The organism is Amycolatopsis lexingtonensis, assembly GCF_014873755.1.
Lineage (GTDB): Bacteria > Actinomycetota > Actinomycetes > Mycobacteriales > Pseudonocardiaceae > Amycolatopsis > Amycolatopsis lexingtonensis.
Genome location: NZ_JADBEG010000001.1, coordinates 6,361,082 through 6,381,400 on the forward strand (window position 1 = coordinate 6,361,082; position 20,319 = coordinate 6,381,400).

Annotated in this window: 21 protein-coding genes; 9 read left to right on the top strand and 12 right to left on the bottom strand. The window is 72.2% G+C overall.

The annotated features are described in order from the left end of the window. Positions 1-21: 21 nt before the first annotated feature. From H4696_RS28720 to H4696_RS28730, 3 genes are all read right to left on the bottom strand, one after another. Complete coding sequence (locus H4696_RS28720) at positions 22-1,236, bottom strand: glycosyltransferase 87 family protein (protein WP_086857855.1); 1,215 nt, start codon at positions 1,234-1,236, stop codon at positions 22-24. Then, positions 1,211-2,560 carry a glycosyltransferase 87 family protein gene (locus H4696_RS28725; protein ID WP_086857856.1) on the bottom strand — a complete coding sequence of 450 codons (1,350 nt, stop codon included), beginning with the start codon at positions 2,558-2,560 and terminating at the stop codon, positions 1,211-1,213. Before H4696_RS28725 ends, H4696_RS28720 begins: the two co-directional genes overlap by 26 nt. Before the next feature lie 71 nt (positions 2,561-2,631). Next, a complete protein-coding gene (locus H4696_RS28730; RefSeq protein WP_086857857.1) occupies positions 2,632-3,480 on the bottom strand; it encodes a GGDEF domain-containing protein in 849 nt (282 codons plus the stop codon). A 269-nt stretch (positions 3,481-3,749) separates the two neighbouring features. Between H4696_RS28730 and H4696_RS28735 the strand changes: the two genes are divergently transcribed. The 7 genes from H4696_RS28735 to H4696_RS28765 all read left to right on the top strand — a co-directional run bounded on the left by H4696_RS28735 (position 3,750) and on the right by H4696_RS28765 (position 10,825). Further along, the gene (locus H4696_RS28735) at positions 3,750-5,954 is read left to right on the top strand and encodes a sigma-70 family RNA polymerase sigma factor (protein WP_192782592.1); all 2,205 of its coding nucleotides are present in this window, start codon (positions 3,750-3,752) and stop codon (positions 5,952-5,954) included. 10 nt (positions 5,955-5,964) lie between these two features. After that, positions 5,965-6,462, top strand: a complete 498-nt coding sequence (locus H4696_RS28740) for a GtrA family protein (RefSeq protein WP_086862141.1) — start codon at positions 5,965-5,967, stop codon at positions 6,460-6,462. A gap of 38 nt (positions 6,463-6,500) precedes the next feature. Continuing rightward, positions 6,501-7,025, top strand: a complete 525-nt coding sequence (locus tag H4696_RS28745; protein WP_169735049.1) for a GtrA family protein — start codon at positions 6,501-6,503, stop codon at positions 7,023-7,025. Positions 7,026-7,255: 230 nt separating this feature from the next. After that, the gene (locus H4696_RS28750) at positions 7,256-8,545 is read left to right on the top strand and encodes an MFS transporter (RefSeq protein WP_086862139.1); all 1,290 of its coding nucleotides are present in this window, start codon (positions 7,256-7,258) and stop codon (positions 8,543-8,545) included. 10 nt (positions 8,546-8,555) lie between these two features. Then, entirely contained in the window at positions 8,556-9,410 is an 855-nt protein-coding gene (locus tag H4696_RS28755) for an NAD(P)H-binding protein (RefSeq protein WP_086862138.1), read from the top strand. An 18-nt stretch (positions 9,411-9,428) separates the two neighbouring features. Next, positions 9,429-10,073 (top strand): response regulator, encoded by a 645-nt coding sequence (locus tag H4696_RS28760; RefSeq protein WP_086862137.1) that lies wholly within the window; start codon positions 9,429-9,431, stop codon positions 10,071-10,073. A 119-nt stretch (positions 10,074-10,192) separates the two neighbouring features. Next, positions 10,193-10,825: a response regulator transcription factor gene (locus tag H4696_RS28765; protein WP_086862136.1), complete on the top strand. Its 633-nt coding sequence runs from the start codon at positions 10,193-10,195 to the stop codon at positions 10,823-10,825. On the opposite strand, the gene H4696_RS28770 is transcribed toward H4696_RS28765, so the two are convergent. Both H4696_RS28770 and H4696_RS28775 read right to left on the bottom strand, forming a co-directional pair. Continuing rightward, a complete protein-coding gene (locus H4696_RS28770; protein WP_086862135.1) occupies positions 10,822-12,105 on the bottom strand; it encodes an ATP-binding protein in 1,284 nt (427 codons plus the stop codon). The two genes, H4696_RS28765 and H4696_RS28770, sit on opposite strands and share 4 nt — an antisense overlap. 3 nt (positions 12,106-12,108) lie before the next feature. Then, the gene (locus tag H4696_RS28775; protein ID WP_086862134.1) at positions 12,109-12,804 is read right to left on the bottom strand and encodes a response regulator transcription factor; all 696 of its coding nucleotides are present in this window, start codon (positions 12,802-12,804) and stop codon (positions 12,109-12,111) included. Between the two features lie 42 nt (positions 12,805-12,846). Between H4696_RS28775 and hisN the strand changes: the two genes are divergently transcribed. Then, positions 12,847-13,632, top strand: coding sequence for a histidinol-phosphatase (gene hisN / locus H4696_RS28780; RefSeq protein ID WP_086862133.1), 786 nt, complete (start codon positions 12,847-12,849; stop codon positions 13,630-13,632). 217 nt (positions 13,633-13,849) lie between these two features. Here the strand turns inward: hisN and H4696_RS28785 are convergent, their stop codons facing one another. From H4696_RS28785 to H4696_RS28805, 5 genes are all read right to left on the bottom strand, one after another. After that, positions 13,850-14,110, bottom strand: a complete 261-nt coding sequence (locus tag H4696_RS28785; protein ID WP_003105220.1) for a hypothetical protein — start codon at positions 14,108-14,110, stop codon at positions 13,850-13,852. Then, positions 14,110-15,015, bottom strand: coding sequence for a glycohydrolase toxin TNT-related protein (locus H4696_RS28790; protein WP_086862143.1), 906 nt, complete (start codon positions 15,013-15,015; stop codon positions 14,110-14,112). The genes H4696_RS28785 and H4696_RS28790 overlap by 1 nt, the downstream gene beginning before the upstream one ends. Before the next feature lie 37 nt (positions 15,016-15,052). Further along, entirely contained in the window at positions 15,053-15,982 is a 930-nt protein-coding gene (locus H4696_RS28795; protein WP_086862132.1) for a hydroxymethylglutaryl-CoA lyase, read from the bottom strand. Then, positions 15,982-16,560 (bottom strand): PH domain-containing protein, encoded by a 579-nt coding sequence (locus tag H4696_RS28800; RefSeq protein ID WP_086862131.1) that lies wholly within the window; start codon positions 16,558-16,560, stop codon positions 15,982-15,984. The genes H4696_RS28795 and H4696_RS28800 overlap by 1 nt, the downstream gene beginning before the upstream one ends. A gap of 85 nt (positions 16,561-16,645) precedes the next feature. After that, positions 16,646-17,443: a biotin--[acetyl-CoA-carboxylase] ligase gene (locus H4696_RS28805; RefSeq protein ID WP_086862130.1), complete on the bottom strand. Its 798-nt coding sequence runs from the start codon at positions 17,441-17,443 to the stop codon at positions 16,646-16,648. 81 nt (positions 17,444-17,524) lie between these two features. On the opposite strand from H4696_RS28805, the gene H4696_RS28810 reads away from it, so the two are divergent. Beyond that, complete coding sequence (locus H4696_RS28810) at positions 17,525-18,547, top strand: C40 family peptidase (RefSeq protein ID WP_086862129.1); 1,023 nt, start codon at positions 17,525-17,527, stop codon at positions 18,545-18,547. Here the strand turns inward: H4696_RS28810 and H4696_RS28815 are convergent. Both H4696_RS28815 and H4696_RS28820 read right to left on the bottom strand, forming a co-directional pair. Further along, entirely contained in the window at positions 18,520-19,197 is a 678-nt protein-coding gene (locus H4696_RS28815; RefSeq protein WP_086862128.1) for a response regulator, read from the bottom strand. The two genes, H4696_RS28810 and H4696_RS28815, sit on opposite strands and share 28 nt — an antisense overlap. Beyond that, positions 19,194-20,294: a sensor histidine kinase gene (locus H4696_RS28820; RefSeq protein WP_086862127.1), complete on the bottom strand. Its 1,101-nt coding sequence runs from the start codon at positions 20,292-20,294 to the stop codon at positions 19,194-19,196. Before H4696_RS28820 ends, H4696_RS28815 begins: the two co-directional genes overlap by 4 nt. Between the last annotated feature and the right edge of the window lie 25 nt (positions 20,295-20,319).

Genomic DNA, 20,319 nt, shown 5'->3' on the forward strand with positions numbered 1-20,319 from the left:
CACCTGCTTTCGGCCGGATTGTCAAACTGTCACGACCTGGGGTGACCGCCGGACCAGGCGAAGCTCACGCGCCGCCAGCCCGAGGATCCCGGCCGCCGCCGCGAGGACGTAGACGTTGCCGAGGACCGACCAGCCCAGGCCCCAGCCGAACTCCCGGTCACCGCCGTTGGGCACCAGCATCACGATCTGCGAGAGGAACAGCGCCGCCACCGCCGCCGCGGCCCACCAGCGGGCCTTGACCACCAGCAGCGTGAGCAACGGCACGCACCAGACCCAGTGGTGCGACCACGACACCGGCGACAGCAGCAGCCCGTAGAACGCCGTCACGAGCAACGCCGCCGCGTCCTCACCGCGCCGGTGCAGCCGCACGACCAGCCACACCGCGGGCACCGCCAGCACCGCCGCCACCCCGACCGCCACCGCCAGCGACCAGGGGGCCAGCGCCGAGGCCCGGTTGACCAGCCCGTTGAGCGACTGGTTGAAGATCCAGTGCACCGACCCGACCCGGCTCGGGTCGGTCGCCGAATCCCGCCAGAACCGCGCCGCGTCGACCGGGATCACCGCGAACATCACCGCTTCGAGCGCCACGAACGTGCCCAGGGCCCGCAGCCCGTCCTTCCACCGGCCCGTGAAGAACAGGTGCGGCACGAAGATCAGCGGGGTCAGCTTGATCGCCGCCGCCACGCCGATCAGCACGCCCGCCCACCGCGACCTCCGCGCGGACAGCACCAGGACGTCCAGCACCACGAACGCCATCAGTATCAAGTTGATCTGGCCCAGGAACAGCGTCTTCCACACCGGTTCCAGCGCCAGCGCGATGGCCGTTCCCGCCGGCAGCGCCCACCGGCTTCTTCCCAGAAGCGACGAGCCCCCCGGCGACGACGAAACCACCGTGATCACGACCATAAGACCGACCACCGACAAAAACGCGATCACGCCCCAGACCAGGCCCGACGGCACGAGAGCCAGCGGCAGGAACAGCGGCGCGGCGGCGGGCGTGTAAGTGAACGGCAGCCGCACCCAGTCCGGCAGCGCCGTCAGCACGTCGCGCGTGTAGAGCGGGTCACCGTGCAGCAGCGTCAGCGCGCTGGCGCGGTAGACGGCGCTGTCCGCGCCCAGGTGCCAGCCGGCCAGCCAGGCGAGGACGCCGAAAGCCAGCACCAGCAGCGCGATCCCGCCGGCCAGGAGCAGGCCGAGCCGGCCCCGCGGGTCAGACGCCGGCTTCGACGTCGACATGCTCGTCCGGTGCGGCCTTCTCCCGCGCTCGACGGAGGAGCCCCCAGCGCAGGATCAGCGCGAAGGCCAGCACGACCGGCATCAGGATGTAGGCGTCCCCCAGCACGTTCTGCCACACCTTCCAGTGCAGCTCGACGTTGCGGCCGTTCGGCAGGATCAGCAGCACGCAGCTGACGAACACGAAGGCGACCAGCCCGGTCCCGACCCAGCGCTTCCACGCCGTCTTCGGGGTGGTCTTCGGCAGTCGCGAGACCAGCAGCACGATCAGCGGGATGACCCACACCCAGTGGTGGGTCCACGAGATCGGCGAGATCAGCAGCGTCCAGAACGCCGTGACGAGCAGCGCGGCCAGCGCCTGTCCCTTGCGGTGGAACCGCATGAGCAGCCACAGCGCCGGGATCGCGAGCAGGAAGCCGATGCCCATCGCCGCCTTCGACGCCCACGGCGCGAGGTCGGTGGCCCGGTTCATCAGCGCGTTCAGCGACTGGTTGCCCGCCCAGTGCACCGGCCCGATCCGGCCGGTGTCCGGCAGCGTGACGGTCCAGTACTTGGCAGCGTCGTGCGTGTTGATCAGGAACATCAGGCCCTGGAGCAGCACGAACGTCGCGAAGCCGCGGATCGCGTCCATCCGGCGGCCGGTGACGAACAGGTGCCCGAGGAACACCAGCGGCGTCAGCTTGATCGCCGCGGCGACGCCGACCAGCACGCCGCCCCAGCGGCTCCCGCGGGCGCCGATGACCAGCATGTCCAGCAGGATCATGGCCATCAGGATCAGGTTGATCTGGCCGAGGAAGATCGTCCGCCACACCGGCTCGAGGCCGAGGAAGACCAGGAAGAACACGATGGTCGAGCGGGCGGGCGAGGCCCACCAGCGCGGGCCGTCGGCGGCGGGACGCGGCAGGGCGCCGATCGCGATCCGGATCGACAGCGCCATCGCGCCGAGCGAGACGGCGGTGATCAGGCCCCACGAAATCTGCGTCGGGAAGGCCGCGAGCGGCACGAAGATCAGCGCCGCCGTCGGTGGGTAGGTGAACGGCAGCAGCGCCCACCACGGTTCGTTGGGCAGCGTGTTCGCGTCGTAGAGCGAATCGCCGTGCAGCAGCGTCAGCGCACCCGCCCGGTACACCGCGCTGTCGACGCCGAGCACCCAGTCGTGCTGCCAGCCGTAGATGCCGTACCCGATCGCGACCAGCGGGATCACCGACAGGATCAGGATCGACCGCGGGCGGACGGACAGGCGGGCGAGTGACTTCCGCAGGGCCAGCCGGTGCTCGGATCTGGCTGCGACTTCGCCGTCGACGTCGGTGGGTACGGTCCTGGTCACCGCACCAGGAAATCATGACCGGCCCGGTCCAGGTCAGCGAGGTCCGGGCGGAAGCGGACTTTTCGGGCGTTCTACGCTCGCGCGAGCTGGGCCAGCAGGTCGCAGGCGAGTTCGTGGGTGGCCGGCAGCCGCACCGCGGACACGCGAGGTTTGCCCGCGTCGGCCAGCTGCGCGTCCACCGACAGGCGCTCGTTCAGCGCCCGCCGCAGCGCGACGCCGTGCGAACCGACCCGGTCGTCCTTCGGGACCAGCGCGGCGACGACGGACGGCCCGAGCGAAGCGACGCTCTGCCCGCTGTCGAACACCGCCCGCAGCGCGTCCGCGACCAGGATCATCCCGGTCAGCCGCGGGAAGCCGGCCACGGTGCTGAGGTCGAGCGAGACGACCAGGAGCACGTGCTCCTCGGCGGCGGGCCGCTCCCGCGCGGCGGCCGCCCGGTAGACCTCGTAGAGCCGGGTGCGCAGGTACGCGGCCGAGGGCAGGCCGGTCAGCGGATCGGTCACCTCGGTGTGCACGAGCTGGTCGGTGGCGACGTCGGCCCAGGCCAGCGCGGTGGTCCGGAGCAGCCGCGCCGGGGTGGCGTCGACGTCCGGCGAGACGAAGCCGTCGCCGCCGTGGTCGAGGACGGCGTGCAGCGCGGCGAGGTCGGCGAGGGTTTCCGCGAGGCCGGCGCCTGCCGCCGCCCGTGCCCTGGCCAGCCCGGCGAGCGCGGTTTCCGCGGCCTCGGCCCGGCCCTTGACCATCACGGCCGCGCAGACGGCGTCGACCTCGGGCAGGGCCCAGTCACTGGGGAACCGCCAGCCCGCGGCCAGGCTGGCCGTCCGCCAGCGGGCGCGCAACGCGCGCAGCGAGCGATCGCGCTCGGCCTGTGCCTTGGGCGGGACGTCACCGGGGCCGGAGCGCGTAGCCGGAACGTCCACTGGCCCCCCATCCCTTTCGTCCGGTGCGTGTGGATCTTGGTCGGTGCTTCACGGTGAGGACGTGCCCCACCGGACCCCGTGACGCGTACTCGCGAGTTTTGTTAAGAAGCTTTTCCACGCCGTGACCCGGGGGTGGGTGATTTTGCTGCGCCGTCGGAGTCAACACCCCGACCACCGCGTGACGGCCCGGGGTGGGTCAGTCACACTTGTCTCGCGTCCCGGATCGGCCTGTAATGGCAGGTCCTGGCCCTAGCCGACCGAGGAGTGCCGTGTCCACCGTTCCCGCCGATCTCAGCGGAAAGAGTGACGCCGAGCTGATCGCGGAAGTCCGCTCGGGAAAGATCGCCTCGTACGGGGCGCTTTACGAACGGCACACCGGTGCGGCCCACAACCTGGCCCGCCAGCTGGCCCGCTCGAGCTCCGAGGCGGATGACCTCGTGTCCGAAGCGTTCGCCAAGGTGCTGGACACGCTGCGTGGCGGAAAGGGCCCGGACACCGCCTTTCGGGCCTACCTGCTGACCGCTCTTCGTCACACGGCGTACGACCGCACCCGCAAGGAACGCCGGATCGACCTCAACGAGGACATGAGCGAGGTCGGCGGGGCCGCGGCCGAGGCGCTGACCGTCCCGTTCTCCGACACCGCCGTCGCCGGGCTCGAACGGACGATGGCCGCGAAGGCGTTCGCCCGGCTGCCCGAACGCTGGCAGGCGGTGCTCTGGCACACCGAAATCGAGCAGCAGAGCCCGGCCGAGGTCGCGCCCCTGCTCGGGCTGACCGCAAACGGCGTCTCCGCGCTCGCCTACCGCGCCCGCGAGGGCCTCCGCCAGGCCTATTTGCAGGTCCACCTGCAGGAAAACGCCGAGGAACGCTGCCGCGCCTGCGCCGACCGGCTGGGTGCCTGGACGCGAGACGGGCTGTCCAAGCGCGAACGCAACCAGGTCGAGAACCACCTCGACGAGTGCGAGAACTGCCGGGCGCTGGCAGCCGAGCTCGCCGACGTCAACGGCGGGCTGCGCGCGATCATCGCCCCGATCGTCCTGGGCGGCGCGGCCCTCGGGTACCTCGCCACCATCGGCGCCGCGAAAGCGAGCGCGGCCACGGCGGCAGCAGCCGGTGCGGCCGCCGCGGGTGCGGGTGCGGCCGCCGGGGGCAAGGCCGGCGCGGCCGCCGGAGCCGCCGCGGCCGGCCCCCGCCAGTTCGCCGGGGTGGCCGCCTCGGGCACGGCGGTCGTCGCGGCCATCGTCATCGCGCTCACCGCCGGCGGCGGGGCCCAGGAGATCCCGGTCGCGGCCGCGGTGCCGCCGCCGGCCGCCCAGCCCGTCCAGCCGCCGGCGCCGAAGCCCCAGCCGCCGGCTCCCCCCGCACCGCCGCAGCCCCCGGCCCCGCCCGCGGCGCCCGCGGTCGAGCCCCCGCCGGCGCCCGTCGCGCCGCCCGCGCCCGCGCCGCCGGCACCCCCGGCCCCGCCCGCGCCGGCCGCGCCGTCGATGTCCGCGACGACCCCGCCGGGCGGCGTCGAGCTGAGCCCCGGCGCCGCGACGAACCTGCCGATCACGGTCCGCAACGACGGCGGCAGCGTGTCGGAGCCGGTGGCCGTCGCGCTGACGCTGCCGCAGGGCGTGCACGCGGTCGACGCGGCCGGCGGCGGCGCCCCGATGGCGTTCGCGCAGGGCGGAGCCCCGATCTCGGTGAACTGCCCCGGCGGCGACGGCACGGTCGTCTGCAAGACCGGCAGCGGCCTCGAGCCCGGCCAGAGCGCCACGCTGAACTTCCGGCTCAAGGCCGACGACGACGCCAAGGGCGGCGTGGTCACCGGGTCGATCACCGCGGGCGGGCAGGTGAGCGTCAAGATCAGCGTCACCGTCACCGTCAAGCAGCCGCCGGACGCGGTGGTCCTGGAAGCGCAGGGCGACGGGCTTTCGGCGTTCCCGTGGACCCGCAACCCGCTGGTCTACGTGCGCGTCCGCAACACCGGCGAGACGACCAAGCCGGTCACGGTCACCTTCGACCACCCGCTCTGGCAGTGGTGGAGCCTGCGCGGCTTCCCGTGCGCGCCGTCCGGCGAGGGCGCGACCTGCACGACGAACAGCGCGCTGGCCCCCGGCCAGCACGTCAACCTGTGGGTGCGGCTGAAGGGCCGTCCCGACGACGGGCGCGTGACGATCACGGCGACGCTCGGCAAGGCCTCCGCGCAACCGGTCACCATCGACTTCGGCTGCTGGCACCACTGGTGCGGCAAGGACCCGCTGCCGACGAGCACCTCACCGTCGTCGACGACGACCACTCCGACCACCCCGTCGAAGCCGACTCCGTCGAAGCCCTCGTCGACCCCGCCGACGACGACGGAGACCAAGCCGACGAGCGAGCCCCCGGCGTCGACGACCACGACCAGCGCGCCGCCGCGGCCGGGCACGAACCCGGGCCCGAAGCAGCCGACCGTTACCCCCGAAAAGGGTTTCGGCTGGCTGACGGGGTAGCGTCCGCGCGGTGCGCGAGCTGCTGAAAAAGCATCGCGAGCTCCTCCGCTTCGCCGTAGTCGGCGGGATCAGCTTCGTGATCACGATGTCGGTCAACTACGGCCTGAAGTTCACCGTGCTGCGGACCCACCCGGTGACGGCGCTGATCCTCGGCGTCCTGGTCGCGACGATCTTTTCCTACGTCGCCAACCGCGAGTGGTCGTTCCGCACCCGCGGCGGCCGCGAGCGGGCGCACGAAGCGGCGTTGTTCTTCTTGTTCAGCGGTATCGCGCTGGGCCTGAACGCGCTGCCGCAGTGGTTCTCGCGGTACGTGCTGGACCTGCAGGCGCCGCGGCTTTCTCCGATCGGCGTCGAGGTGGCCGACTTCGTCAGCGGAATCGTCATCGGAACGCTGCTGGGGACGGCGTTCCGCTGGTGGGCGTTCAAGAAATGGGTGTTCCCGGCCGAGGACGCGCGGTTCGTCGCGCTCGCGGAGGATCCGGACATTCAGGACCGGAAAGCCGCCTGAACCACAGGTCATCGCGGTGTGCTCCTAGACTGCGTGGTGTGACCGTTGTGGAAACCGTGCTCAAGCGCACGCCGGAACCACTGCGTTCGGTGCTGATCAAGCACCGGGAGCTGCTGAAGTTCGCGATCGTGGGCGGCACGACGTTCCTGGTCGACAACGGGGTCTGGTACGTCCTCAAGCTGACGGTGCTGGAGCCGAAACCGACCACCGCGAAGGCGATCGCGATCATCGTCGCGACGATCGTGTCGTACATCCTCAACCGCGAGTGGTCCTTCCGGACCCGCGGCGGCCGCGAACGCCACCACGAGGCGGCGCTGTTCTTCGTGATCAGCGGGATCGCGGTCGTGGTGAACCTGATCCCGCTGTACGTGTCGAGGTACGTGCTCCACCTGGAGATGCCACACGTGACGCGGCTGGTGCAGGAGGTCGCGGACTTCGCGAGCGGGTCGATCATCGGCATGCTGCTCGCGATGTTCTTCCGGTTCTGGGGCTTCAAGAAGTGGGTGTTCCCGGACGAGCTCGGCGAGCGGCGGCGCGACAGCGACGTCACCCGGATCCGCTAAGGTACTTGTCTTCAGACATGTAGTTGTCTACAGTCATCTTCGTCAGTGTTCCTTCGTGAGGACGCCGTCCGGGTTCGGCCGGGCGAGCGGGACGATTAGAGGTGGTTTCCGAGCGTGAAGAGGTCGCACCCGCCCAGCGGGTGACGATGGAACCTTTTCCCGGCTCGACGGGACGCGTTTTCCCGCGCGTCCGCATCTCTCGTCCCTTCTGACGAAACAAGGACTTTCTCGTGCACACCACCGCGCTTCAGCGCGCCCGAAAAACGGCCCTCGCAGGCCTGTTCCTGTCCGTTTTCCTCGCGATGCTCGACGCACAGGCCGTCGCCACCGCGCTCCCGGCGATTTCCGCGGAATTCGGCGGGACCGGCGCGTACGCCTGGGTCACCACCGCCTACCTGCTCGCCGGCAGCGTCACCGCTCCCCTCTACGGGAAACTCGGTGACGTCCACGGCCGCAAACGCGTGCTCCTCGGCGCGCTCGCCCTGTTCCTGCTCGGTTCGCTCGCCTGCGGGCTGGCGCCGTCGGCCGCGTGGCTCATCGCCGGCCGGGTGCTGCAGGGCGCCGGCTCGGGAGGCCTCTTCGTCTCCGTCGGCGCTTCGCTCGGCGAGATGTTCTCGCCCCGCGAAGGTGCGAAGTACTTCGGGTGGTTCTCGATCTGCTTCGCCGTCGCCTCCCTGGCCGGGCCGGTCGCCGGCGGGTTCCTGACCGGGCTCGCCGGGTGGCGGTCGATCTTCCTGATCAACCTGCCGCTCGGCCTGGTCGCCGTCGCCTTCCTGCTGCGCCTCGAACTGCCGCGACGGCGGAAGGACGCGCCGTTCGACTACACCGGCGTCGTCCTCCTCGGCGCGGCGATCACCGGGTTCACCCTGCTCACGCCGTGGTCGGTCGCGCTCGGAGCCATCGCGGCCGTCGCGTTCGTGGCGGCCGAACGCCGGGCGGAAGCGCCTGTGCTGCCGCTCAGGCTCTTCCGAGACCGGACCTTCACGGTTTCCGTGCTGCTCAGCGTGCTCGCCGGGTTCTCGTTCCTCGGCTCGGTCAACTACATCGCGGGCTACCTCCAAGCCGACGCGGGTCCCGCGGAAGGCGGGCTCCTGCTGGTGCCGATGACGCTCGCAGTCGCGCTGTCCTCCGTCGTCGCGAGCAAGATCATCGCCCGCACCGGCGCCTACCGGTGGGCACCCCGGCTCAGCATGGCGCTCGGCCTGCTCGCGGTGCTCGGCTTGACGACGCTGCCCGGCCTCCCGGAAGTCCTGGCCTGCCTGGTCGTCTTCGGCCTCGCCGCGGGCCTCAACCTCCAGGTGCTCGCCTTGGCCACGCAGAACACCGCGCCGCCCGGCGATCGCGGCGCGGTCGCCGCCGCGATCAACCTCGCCCGCGCGCTCGGCTCGGCCCTCGGGCCGGTCGCGCTCGGCTTCGCCTACAACGCGGGCGCCCACGGCGTTTTCCTCGCCCTGCTGCCCGTCCTCGCGCTCGCCCTCGTCACGGCGTTCGCGCTCCCCCACGTCCCGCTCCACCGCTAGGAGAACCACGATGATCTTCGTCCTCGGCGCCACCGGCAAGGTCGGCCGCGCCCTCGTCCCCGCCCTCCTCGACGCCGGCGCCGCCGTCCGCGCCCTGACCCGCGACCCGGCGAAGGCCCGGATCGACCCACGCGCCGAAGTCGTCCAGGGCGACCTCGACACCGCCGACCTGCCCGCGCTGCTCGACGGCTCGGACCGCGTGTTCGTGCTGACCCAGGGGCACAGCGCCGACCGGGAAGCGGCGGTCGCCCAGGCGGCCGCCCGTGCCGGGGTCACCCACCTGGTCAAGCTGTCCACCACCGGTGTCCACTTCGGACAGACGGACCCGATCACGCGCACCCACGCCGAAGCCGAGCAGGCGATCCGCGAAGCCGGGCCCGCCTGGACGATCCTGCGGCCGGGCGCGTTCATGGACAACCGGTTCGCCTGGCGCGACTCGATCCGCGAGGAGAACGCCGTGTACGTGCCCGAAGGCGATCCGGCGTCCGCGCTGGTCCACGTCCGGGACATCGCCGCGGTCGCGACCCTCGCCCTCACGACGCCGGACCACGAAGGCGCGACCTACGAACTCACCGGCGGTGAAGCCCTCACCACCGCGGAGCAGGTCGCGATCCTTTCCGATGCCCTCGGCCGTCCAATCGAATACGTCGAAGAACCGCAAAGCGCCGCTCGCGAGCGGATGATGCGCAAGTACGGCTGGCCCGCCGAGGCCGTCGACGGTTTCTTCGCGCTGAAGCGGGAGTCCGCCGAGCGCGAACACGTCGTTTTCGACACCGTGGAACGCCTGCTCGGCAGGCCGCCGCTGAACTTCGCGAAATGGGCACGTGAGAACGTGGCCACGTTCGCCTACCATTACGGGGGGTGACGGCGGGGAGGTGACGGGATGGGTCTGCGCGTCCTGGTCGTGGACGACCATCCCCTGTTCCGCTTCGGCGTGGTGACACTGCTGGGGAACGAACCGGGGATCGAGGTCGTCGGCGAAGCCGCCAGCGGCGCGAACGCGGTCGACGCCGCCGCCGCGTTGCGGCCGGACGTCGTCGTCATGGACCTGCACCTGCCCGACCTCTCCGGGATCCAGGCGGCCCGGCACATCGTGACGGCCAACCCGGACACCGGCGTGCTGATGCTGACGATGGCCGACGAAAGCGAGTCGGTCTTCGCGGCGATGCGCGCCGGTGCCCGGGGCTACCTGCTCAAGGACGCCGAGCCGGACGAGATCATCCGCGCGGTGCAGGCGGTCGCCCGGCGCGAAGCCATCTTCGGGCCTGACATCGCCAACCGCGTGCTCGGCTTCTTCAACCAGCCCGCGCCGGCCAGCGAACCGGTGTTCCCCGACCTGACCACGCGCGAGCGCGAAGTGCTGGAGCTGATCGCGGCCGGGCACAGCAACAGCGTCATCGCGAACACGCTGTGCCTGAGCCCGAAGACCGTCCGCAACCACATCTCGAACGTCTTCGCCAAGCTGCACGTCACCGACCGCGCCGGGGCGATCGTCCGGGCCAGGGAGGCGGGCCTCGGCCGGTCCTGACGGGCAGCTTTCCGGGCAACATCGGGACGCCGGTCCCATGCGCCCGGGACACCTCTACGGGCACTGTGGTGACGTGGGGGCTGGACCCCCTTCGCACCGTTCGAGGGGAATGGGTGACGATGTTCGAATCCGACCGGACTCCGGTGGTGGTCCGCGCCACCGATCCGATCCTGCACAACGGCGTCTGCGTGGCGCTGCGTTCGCGTGACGAAATCCGGGTGGTCGACGGGGACTCGGCCGGCCCGGGCGTGGTCGCGCTGCTGGTCGCCGACCGGCTCGACGAGACGATGACCCAGCTGCTGTCCGCGTTGCACCACCAGGGCTTCACCCGGATCGTGCTGATCGCGGGCGAAGTCGACGACAACGAGGTCCTCAACGCCGTCGAGCACGGCGTCTGCGCGGTCGCCCGCCGCGCCGACGCCGGGCCGGAGGTGCTCGTCCGGCTGATCAAGGCGGCCGCGGCGGGCGAGGGCGCGCTGCCGCCGGACCTGCTCGGCCGGCTGCTCAACCGGGTTTCCCGCCTGCAGCGCCAGGTGCTCCAGCCGCGGGGCCTGCACATGGGCGGGATGAGCAACCGGGAGACGGAGGTGCTCCGGCTCGTCGCGGCGGGATATTCGACGCAGGAGATCGCCGACCAGCTGTGCTATTCGCAGCGCACGGTGAAGAGCATCCTGCACGACGTGACCAACCGGTTCCAGCTGCGCAACCGGTCGCACGCCGTCGCGTACGCGTTGCGTGAAGGGTTGATCTAGCGCGGGACGCGTTCGGCGGGCCAGCGGACTTCGGGGACGTCGCTGGGCCGCGGCACCTTGAGGAAGAGGCTGAAGACGGCCGGGCGGCGGTTGGACAGCTCCAGCCGCCCGCCGTCGGCCTCGACCAGCGCGCGGGCCAGCGCCAGGCCGACGCCGGTGGAGCCGCCGCCGGAAAAACCGCGTTCGAAGATGTGCGGGGCGAGTTCGTCCGGCACGCCGGAGCCGGTGTCGCTCACCTCGATCACCACCGTGCCTTCGGCGTCGCCGCGGCGGGCGACCAGCGTCACCGTGCCCGAGCCGTGGCGCAGCGCGTTGTCGAGCAGCACCCCGATGACTTCGCGGAGCCGGCCGGGCGTGGCCCGCGCCATCAGCCCGTCGGCCACGCGCGTGCGGAGATTGCGGCCTTCGGAGCGGAGCAGTTCCCGCCACTCCTGGGCCATTTCGGGCAGCTGCGTGGGCAGATCCACCGGTTCCGCGCCGACTTCGCGCGCCGCGCGCGCTGCCGCCAGCAGCTCGTCCAGTGCCTCCGCGAGCCGGTCGGCCTGTTCCTGGGCCGCCTTCGACTCGTCGGCCACTTCTTCGTCCGGGTGCACGGTGAGCGGTTCCAGCCGCAGCTGCAACGCCGTCAGGCGGCTGCGCAGCTGGTGCGAGACGTCGCCGACGAGCTGGCGCTCCCGCTGCACGAGCTGGGCGAGCGCGGTCCCGGACGCGTCCAGCGCCTCGGCGACCATGTCGAGCTCGCCGACGCCGTAGCGGCTCGGGTCGGGCCGGAAGTCGCCGCCGCCGAGCCGGGCCGCTCGTTCGGCGACGTGCCGCAGCGGCTTCGCGAGCCGCCGTGCCGTCGCGATCGCCACCACCGCGCCGGTCCCGATCGACAGCAGCACCAGCAGGACGACGACGAGCGTCACCGTCGTCTGCCGCTCGTGCATCGGCCCGGCGGGAACGGCGATCTCCACCTTGCCGTCGCGCGCGAGGTCGGCCGTCTCGGTGACGGTGACGCTGCCCGGGTCGCTGCCGTAGCGCTTCTCGATCTGCCCGCTGGCCCGCACGGTCAGCAGCCCGTTCGCCGGGACCGCGGCGCGGACCTGGTCGAGGTCGATCTCCTGGCCGTTGGCGATCTCGGTGTCGAGGATCGCCGCCGCCGCGCGGGCGTTCTCGGCCAGGGTTTCGCGGTAGCTCGACTCGATCTGCCAGCTCGCCACGATGCCCAGCGGGATGCCGAGGACCGCCGCGGTGACGGCGACCGCGAGCAGGATGGCGAGCAGGATGCGGCGGCGCACGGCTTATTCGGCGTTGAACCGGAAGCCGACGCCGCGGACGGTCGCGATCCGCCGTTCGCCGTCGTGGGCCTTGCTGGTGCGGCCCGCGGCTTCGTCGGCGGCGATGGCGAGCTTCCGCCGCAGCCACGACATGTGCATGTCGAGCGTCTTCGAGGTCTTCGACTCGAGGTCGTTCCAGACCTCGGCGAGGATCTCGTCGCGGCTGACGACCTGCCCGGCGCGGCTCATGAGCACGCGCAGCAGCTCGAACTCCTTGTTCGCCAGCTGCACCTCGTGCAGGTCGACCGTCACGAGCCGGGCGCCGACGTCCATCCGCACCCCGCCCGCTTCGAGCACCTCGGGCACCCGGCGGCGCAGCAGCGCGCGGATCCGGGCCAGCAGCTCGGCGAGCCGGAACGGCTTGGCGACGTAGTCGTCGGCCCCCGCGTCCAGCCCGACGACGAAGTCGACCTCGTCGGTGCGCGCGGTGAGCATCAGGACGGGCAGCTCGGTGCCGTTGGCGCGCAGCCGCCGGCACACCTCCAAGCCGTCCATCCCGGGCAGGCCGAGATCCAGCACGAGCAGGTCGACGCGCTGGGCGGCGGTGGCGTCGAGGACCGAAGGACCGTCGGTGACGACGTGGATCTCGTATCCCTCGCGTTCGAGGGCGCGGGAGAGCGGTTCGGCGATGGCCGGATCGTCTTCGGCAAGTAGGACCATGCTCACCTGGTCGACTCTACGGCGCGAGGGCGTGAAACCATCGTGACCGTGCCTGGCTACGGAGATGATCTGGCCCTCGCCACCCGGCTGGCTGACGCCGCCGACGCGATCACGACGGCGCGGTTCCGCGCCCTGGACCTGGCGGTGTCGCGCAAACCCGACCGCACTCCGGTGACCGACGCGGACACCGCGGTCGAGGACGCGATCCGCGCGCTGCTGGCATCGGAACGCCCGGCCGACGCGGTGCTCGGCGAGGAGCGCGGCGGCTCCGCGGCGACCGGCCGCGCGTGGGTGCTCGACCCGATCGACGGGACCAAGAACTTCCTCCGCGGACTACCCGTCTGGGCGACACTGATCGCGCTCGTCGAAGACGGCGACCCGGTGGTCGGCCTGATCAGCGCGCCCCTGCTGGGCCGCCGCTGGTGGGCGGCCACCGGTTCCGGCGCGTTCTCGTCGGACTCCGCGGGGACCCGCCGGCTGTCGGTATCCGGCGTTTCGTCCCTTTCGGACGCTTATCTGTCCACAACGGACTTGAACTCGTGGGTCGAGTACCACTCGCGCGAGAAGTACCTGGACCTGGTGAACGTGTGCTGGGAGTCCCGCGCGTTCGGCGACTTCTGGTCGCACGTCCTGGTCGCGGAGGGCGCGCTGGACTTGGCGGCGGAGTGCATCGTGAACCCGTGGGACGTCGCCGCGGCGCAGGTGATCGTCACCGAGGCGGGCGGGCGGTTCAGCGACCTGGACGGCGCCGGGCGCTACGACAACGGGAGCGCGCTGTCGACGAACGGCCTCCTGCACGACGAGGCGCTGGCGATCCTCAAGCGCTGACGTCCATGGGGGCCCCTCATGGACTTGAAAGCCACGGGCCCGGCAAAGTCGCGCGGCCAGGCACTCCACCGCCGGTAACCCGCTCGCCCCACGTCTTGAATGACTCATTCAGGTCTTCGGACGTCCTGAATGAGTCATTCAAGACGCCGGCGCAACGCCGCGGACCGCACCGACCCGACTTTGCCGGAGCTCCGGGCTTGAAGGCGATCCTCGAACGTCAGGAACCCGGGAGCAGGCCGACCGCGCCGCGAGCCACCTGGGCCCAGGCCAGCCGGCCGAAGAGGTAGTGGCACGCCACCTGTTCACTGGTGAACCGCGCCCAGTCGTAGCGGTTGCCCTGCTCCCGCCAGAACACCTCCCACGCCTCGTCCTCGCCCTGCATCAGGCACCAGGCGTTGTCGACCTCGGCGCCGAGCGAAACGACCTCCGGCGGCACGCCCAGCACGCCTAGCCAGCGCTGGATCGACTGGGTGTTCATCAATCGTCTTCCCCCTTGGCCTCGGCCAGGTAGCCGAGGGTCACGAGCTCGTCCGCGGCCAGCAGGGCACGGTACCGGGTACCCCCGCCGACCTGTCCGAACCAGTTCGCCGTCTCCGCCCGCCACATCGGCACCGCGCGCACCACGACGTACCGGCGGTACTCGGCGTCCAGCATCCCCGGCGGCAGCGAGCGTTCCGCGAACGGCGTGCCGTCGGCGAAGAACACGCGCCCGTACGCCGGGCCGAAGCGGTCGAGCACGGTGTTCATCGGGACCATCACCGGCTCGCCGTGGTCGACGCCGCCTTCCGGGTAGTAGTCGCCCGGCGGCCACGCGTATTCGGGCCCGAGCTCGCTGTGCCCGACGACGAACCGGCGGATCCACACCGCCTGCGTCGCGTGGGCGTACGGCACGTAGCCCTCGGTCAGGTGCCGCGGCACCGGCCGCGACGGCGCGGTCGGCGACCGGCGGAAGCCCGCCGTGACGTTGGTGAGCGCCTGGTCGTCGAAGATCAGCCGGGCGTCCGGGTGGTCGTTCGGGCCGAAGCCGTCCGGGTCGTCGGGCAGCGGGAGCTGCCGCGCCGGCTTGTCCATCGCGATCGGCAGGTGCCCGATCGGGAACATGTGCACCAGGAACAGCGCGACAACGCTTTCCCGCTCCGTGCGCGGCGAACCCAGCGGCGGCAGCGGCGCGGGTGCGAGCGGCGCCGGCGAAACCGGGGGCGGCGGCGCCGCGGGCATCGGCGGGGCCGGGGGCAGCGGGAACGGCGGCAGCAGCGGCGACACGGCGTGCGGCCACGCGGCCGGGCTGCCCGAAGGCGGCGTCGGGGCGTCCTCGTACCCGCCGGGCAGTCGCACCGGCCCCGTGTCGAGGTCGTCCTCGCCCGCCTCGGAAGGCTCCGTCACCCACATCCTCCGGCTCGGTCGTGCACGGTGGTCCGCGTCAGCTCAGCGCGTTGACCACGCGGGACGGGCTCGGGCGGCCGAGCTGTCCCGCCATCCAGGAACTGGCCGCCACCAGCACGTCGAGGTCGACCCCGGTTTCGATCCCGAGGCCGTCGAGCATCCACACGAGATCCTCGGTGGCCAGGTTCCCGGTCGCCGACTCCGCGTACGGGCAGCCGCCCAGCCCGCCCGCCGAAGAGTCCACAGTCGACACTCCACATCGGAGCGCCGCCAGCGTGTTCGCGAGAGCCTGACCGTAGGTGTCGTGGAAGTGCACGGCCAAAGTACCGACATCGCCGAACAGCCCGATCAGGTTTTCGACCTGGCCGGCGGTCGCGACGCCGATGGTGTCGCCCAGCGACAGCTGCGAGCACCCCATGTCCAGCAGGCGGCGGCCGGCGTCGGCGACCTGCTTCGCCGGCACGACGCCCTCCCACGGGTCGCCGAAGCACATCGAGAGGTACCCGCGCACGTCCAGGCCGGCTTCCCGGGCCCGTGTGACGACCGGCTCGAACATCGCGAACTGCTCGTCCAGCGACGAGTTCAGGTTCTTGCGCGCGAACGTCTCCGTCGCGCTGGCGAAGATCGCGATGTGCTCGACACCGGCTTCGAGGGCCCGGTTCAGGCCCTTTTCGTTCGGCACGAGCACCGGGTACCGGACGCCTTCGCGGCGGTCGAGCCCGGCCAGCAGCTGCTCGGCGTCGGCGAGCTGCGGCACCCACTTGGGGTGCACGAAGCTGGTCGCCTCGAGCGTGGTGAGCCCGGCGCCGGCGAGCCGGTCGAGGAACTCCAGCTTGACCTCGACCGGGACGATCGTCTTCTCGTTCTGGAGGCCGTCCCGCGGGCCGACCTCCCAGATCGTGACCCGCTCCGGCAGCTCGCCCGCCGCGGGCGAGCGCTCGGGCAGGCCCAGTTCGCGCGTGCCCATCAGCGGCGTCGCTCGCCGCGCGGCGGGTGCCCGCCGCCCTGGGGCGGCAGCGGCGTGGTCTGCTGGGCGCCCGGCCGGTAGTCGTCGTACGGGTTGTCGTTGACCTCGCGGTAGATCACCGTGTGCACCTTTTCCACGTGCGGGATGTCCTCGAACCGCAGCGGCTCGTCCGACGCGGACTCGATGATCAGCGTGCCGCAGCCGAACACCCGGTCCAGCAGGCCGTGCTCGAACTGGACGCTGTTGATGCGGCCCATCGGGATGTCGATGCCGGTGCGCTTGAGCACGCCCTCGCGGGCGATGAGGCGGTCGGTCGTCACGATGAAGTGGGTGGTCCGCCAGCGCACCAGCGGGGCCAGGAACAGCCACACGATCAGCACGAGCGCGACGACCGCGATGGCGATCAGCCCGACCGTGTTCCACGGCGACCCGGCGTCCTTCGCGAGGATCGCGAGCCAGATTCCCGCGCCCAGGGTGACCAGGAACGCGAGCGTCGGGAAGATCAGCATCTTGAAGTGCGGGTGACTGTGCACCACGACGTGCTCTTGCTCGCTGAGCAAATCGTCCGGATAAGCCACGGCGGACGCTCCCAAGGTCGGTGCGGCGGTGTCGCTTCACCGTACCGGCGAGACGCTCGGCCGGTGAGTGCAACGCCCCGAGAAATCAGGCCGGTCGGACGTGCACCACGTCACCCGCGAACACGGTGTGCCGCTGTCCGCCCGCCATGTCGACCTGCAGCTGCCCGGCGGCGTCGATGTCGGCCGCGCGCCCGGTCAGCGACGTCCCGTCCGGCAGCTGCACCTCGACGTCCTGGCCGAGGGTCGTGCAGTGGGCGCGGTAGTCCCCCAGCAGCCCGGCTTCGGTCAGGTCGCCACCGACCAGCCGCCAGCGCTGTTCGAGGTCGGCGAACCCGGTGAGCAGCGCGACGGCGACATCGGTGCGGTCGGTGGTGGTGGCGCCCTGCTCGGCGAGCGAGGTCGCGGGCAGGCCGCCGGGCCCCGGGGTGACGTCGCCGAGCGGGAGGACGTTGAGGCCGATGCCGAGCACGATCGACGGCTCGGTGCCGGCGACGGCTTCGGCCAGGATCCCGGCGCACTTGGCGCCGCCGATGAGGACGTCGTTCGGCCACTTCAGCCCGGCGTCGACGCCGACGGAGGCGGCGGCCGCGCGGACGGCGAGCCCCGCGACGATGGAGAGCGAGCCGAGGGCGGCGAACGGCACGCCCGGCCGGAGCGCGACGCTCAGGTACAGCCCGGCGCCTTTAGGCGAGCTCCACGGGCGGGCCCGGCGCCCGACGCCCGCGGTCTGCTCTTCGGCGAGCAGGACGGTCCGGTCCGCGGCGCCTTCCTCGACGGCTTTCCGCAGGTCGGCGTTGGTGGAACCGGTCCGCTCGACGACGTCGATCTTCGCGTACCGATCCTGGAGGGCCGCTCGCAGGCGGGCAGCGTCGATCTCAGCCATGTGCCCACCATATGGGAGTCCCCCTAACGTGCAAGCTACTCAGTCGTTCACTAAGAGGTGCGCTCTTCTAAGTTGGACCCCGTGACGACGAAGCCGAGTTCCTGGGCCCGTGGGGCGGCCCTGCGCGGCCTGGTCGCGCTGCCGCTCGTCGCCGGTCTGGCGACGGCGGGCTGGCTGCTGGCCGACCGCTCGCCGGAACCCCCGCCGGCGCCGCTGCCGGTGGCCCGGGATGTGGCCTCCGGCCCGTCGGTCCTCGAGGTCAGCGCACCCGTGAAGGCGCAGGAGCCGGGCCAGGGCGCGTCCGGCCAGGGCGGCAAGAGCCCGCTGCAGCAGTGGGCCGAGCAGCTGGCCGGCCCCCTCGACATCCCCGCGGACGCGCTGATCGGCTATGCCAACGGCGAGCTGGCGCTGCGGAAGGAAGACCCGTCCTGCCACCTCTCGTGGGTCACCCTCGCGGGCATCGGTTCGGCAGCGTCGAACCACGGCCGCGGTGGCACGAACCTGCTCGGGCTGTCCTCGGCGCAGACGAAGAAGTACGGCGGCGACGCACCCGCCGCGGCCGGGCGGGCGCTCTGCGCGGGCGGCACGGACCTCGGCGCCGGCACCGGCTGGTGGAAGGCGATCGCGGCCTACCACCCCGGCGGCGACTCGGAGCTGTTCCGCCAGCGGGTCCTCGGCATGGCCCAGCTGTACGCGACGCTGTCGCTGGACCCGGCCTCGGCGAGTTCGCCCCGGGTCAAGGCGACCCGCTTCGCGCTCGGCCAGCTGGGCCTCCCCTACGTCTGGGGCGGCAACGGGCCGGACGCGGGCGCGGCGGGCTTCGACTGCTCCGGCCTGACGAAGGCGGCCTACGACAGCGCCGGCGTGGCCTTGCCGCGGACGGCCGACAGCCAGTTCCGCGCCCTCCCTCCGGTGCCCGCGTCGGAAGAGCCGCGCCTCGGCGACCTCGTGTTCTACGGCAGCCCGGCGACGCGCATCCACCACGTCGGGCTGTACCTGGGCAACGGCCTGATGATCAACGCGCCGACCGAGGGCCAGGCCATCCAGATCCACACGTACCACTCGAAGGGCGACGACTACGCGGGCGCGGGCCGGCCGGCCTGAGGGCCCGGCGGCACGAGCCCGGACTCGTAGGCGAACACCACGAGCTGCGCGCGGTCACGGGCGCGCAGCTTGACCATGGCCCGGTTGACGTGCGTCTTCGCGGTCAGCGGGCTGATCACCATCCGCGCGGCGACCTCGTCGTTGGACAGCCCCCGCGCGACCAGGGCGACGGCCTCGCGCTCGCGGTTGGTCAGCTCCGCCAGCCCCGCGCCGGGTGCGGGCGGCTGGGTGACGTACCGGTCGATCAGCTTGCGGGTGATCGACGGCGCGAGCAGGGCGTCACCCCGGGCGGCGACGCGGACGGCGTGCAGGAAGTCCTCCGGCCGGATGTCCTTGACGAGGAACCCGGCCGCGCCGGCGCGCAGGGCTTCGAAGACGTACTCGTCCAGGCCGTAATTGGTCAGGATGACGACGTGCACCGCGGCCAGCGCGGGGTCCGCCGCGATGCGCCGGGTCGCTTCGAGGCCGTCGACGCCCGGCATCCGGACGTCGAGGAGCACGATGTCCGGCAGGTATTCGCGGGCCAGCGCCACGGCTTCGCGGCCGTCGGCGGCCTCGGCGACCACCTCGACGCCGTCCTCGGCGTCCAGGAGCGCGCGGAAGCCGCTGCGGATGAGGGGCTGGTCGTCGGCCAGCAGGACGCGGATCATGCCGGCTGGTCCACGGGCAGTTCGGCCTCGACGCGGAAGCCGCCTCCGGTGCGCGGAGCGGCTTCGAGCCGTCCGCCGAGCGCGGTGACGCGTTCGCGCATCCCGAGCAGGCCGACTCCGGGTGCCGGTGCGGCGGCCACGGTGGCCCGGCCGTCGTCGTCGACGCGGATGACGAGCGCGCCGGGCCGGTGGTCGATCCGGACCGACGCGGTGGCCGCGGCGGCGTGCCGGGCGACGTTGGTCAGGGCTTCCTGGACGATCCGGTAGGCGGTCCGGCCCACCGTGGCCGGCACCCCGGCGCCGTCGCCTTCAATCGTGAGCCGCGCGTCGAGGCCCGCGGTCCGGGCCTGGCGCACGAGTTCCGGGACGTCGTCGAGGCCGCGTGGCGGGTTCTTGTCGTCGTCGCGCAACGCCTCGAGGGTCGCGCGCAGTTCCCGGGCCGCTTCACGACCGGCGTCCCGGATCGCCAGCAGCGACTCCGGCACGTCCTCGCCGCGCTTGTGCGCCAGGTGGACGGCGACTTCGGCCTGCACCTTGATGACCGAGATCTGGTGGGTGAGCGAGTCGTGCAGCTCCCGCGCGATGTGCAGGCGTTCCTCGTCGGCCCGCCGCCGGGCGGTCTCCTCGCGGGTGCGCTCGGCTTCGTCGGCGCGGCGCTCGGCCTGGCGCAGCGCCTCGCCCGCCGCGCCGGCCGCGATCAGCCAGGCCAGCTGGAGGACGTCCCGCGTCTGCGTGAAGGCCTGGCTCGCGTCGGGCAGGCCCGAGACCAGGAGCGCGAGCGGGACTGCGGCCAGCATGCCGACCGACGCCACCACCGCGGCGACGCGGTGTCCCGCGCGAACCGCCGCGTACACCGCGAAGAGGTAGGCCACGACGGGCACTTCGAACCCGGCGGCCTGGTAGACCAGCGCGCACACCGCGGTCGCCACCAGCACGGCGACCGGCGCCCGGCGGCGCGCGGCCAAGGCCAGCCCGCCCGCGGCCAAGGCCGCGTACCCCAGCAGGGACGGCGGGTGGTCCGCGGACAGCCCGGCACTCAGCAACGCCGCCGCCACGCCGGCGGCGATCACCCCGTCCACGATCCGCGCGCGGCTCATCCCCGCACCCTAGCCGCGCGGAACT

Excerpts from the sequence above, each read along its gene's own strand:
- H4696_RS28755 (WP_086862138.1), top strand. The coding sequence starts at position 8,556 with ATGATCTTCGTCCTCGGCGCCACCGGCAAGGTCGGCCGCGCCCTCGTC.
- H4696_RS28805 (WP_086862130.1), bottom strand. The coding sequence starts at position 17,443 with ATGGCTGAGATCGACGCTGCCCGCCTGCGAGCGGCCCTCCAGGATCGG.
- H4696_RS28765 (WP_086862136.1), top strand. The coding sequence starts at position 10,193 with ATGTTCGAATCCGACCGGACTCCGGTGGTGGTCCGCGCCACCGATCCG.
- H4696_RS28720 (WP_086857855.1), bottom strand. The coding sequence starts at position 1,236 with ATGTCGACGTCGAAGCCGGCGTCTGACCCGCGGGGCCGGCTCGGCCTG.
- H4696_RS28760 (WP_086862137.1), top strand. The coding sequence starts at position 9,429 with ATGGGTCTGCGCGTCCTGGTCGTGGACGACCATCCCCTGTTCCGCTTC.
- H4696_RS28775 (WP_086862134.1), bottom strand. The coding sequence starts at position 12,804 with ATGGTCCTACTTGCCGAAGACGATCCGGCCATCGCCGAACCGCTCTCC.
- H4696_RS28785 (WP_003105220.1), bottom strand. The coding sequence starts at position 14,110 with ATGAACACCCAGTCGATCCAGCGCTGGCTAGGCGTGCTGGGCGTGCCG.
- H4696_RS28820 (WP_086862127.1), bottom strand. The coding sequence starts at position 20,294 with ATGAGCCGCGCGCGGATCGTGGACGGGGTGATCGCCGCCGGCGTGGCG.
- H4696_RS28795 (WP_086862132.1), bottom strand. The coding sequence starts at position 15,982 with ATGGGCACGCGCGAACTGGGCCTGCCCGAGCGCTCGCCCGCGGCGGGC.
- H4696_RS28815 (WP_086862128.1), bottom strand. The coding sequence starts at position 19,197 with ATGATCCGCGTCCTGCTGGCCGACGACCAGCCCCTCATCCGCAGCGGC.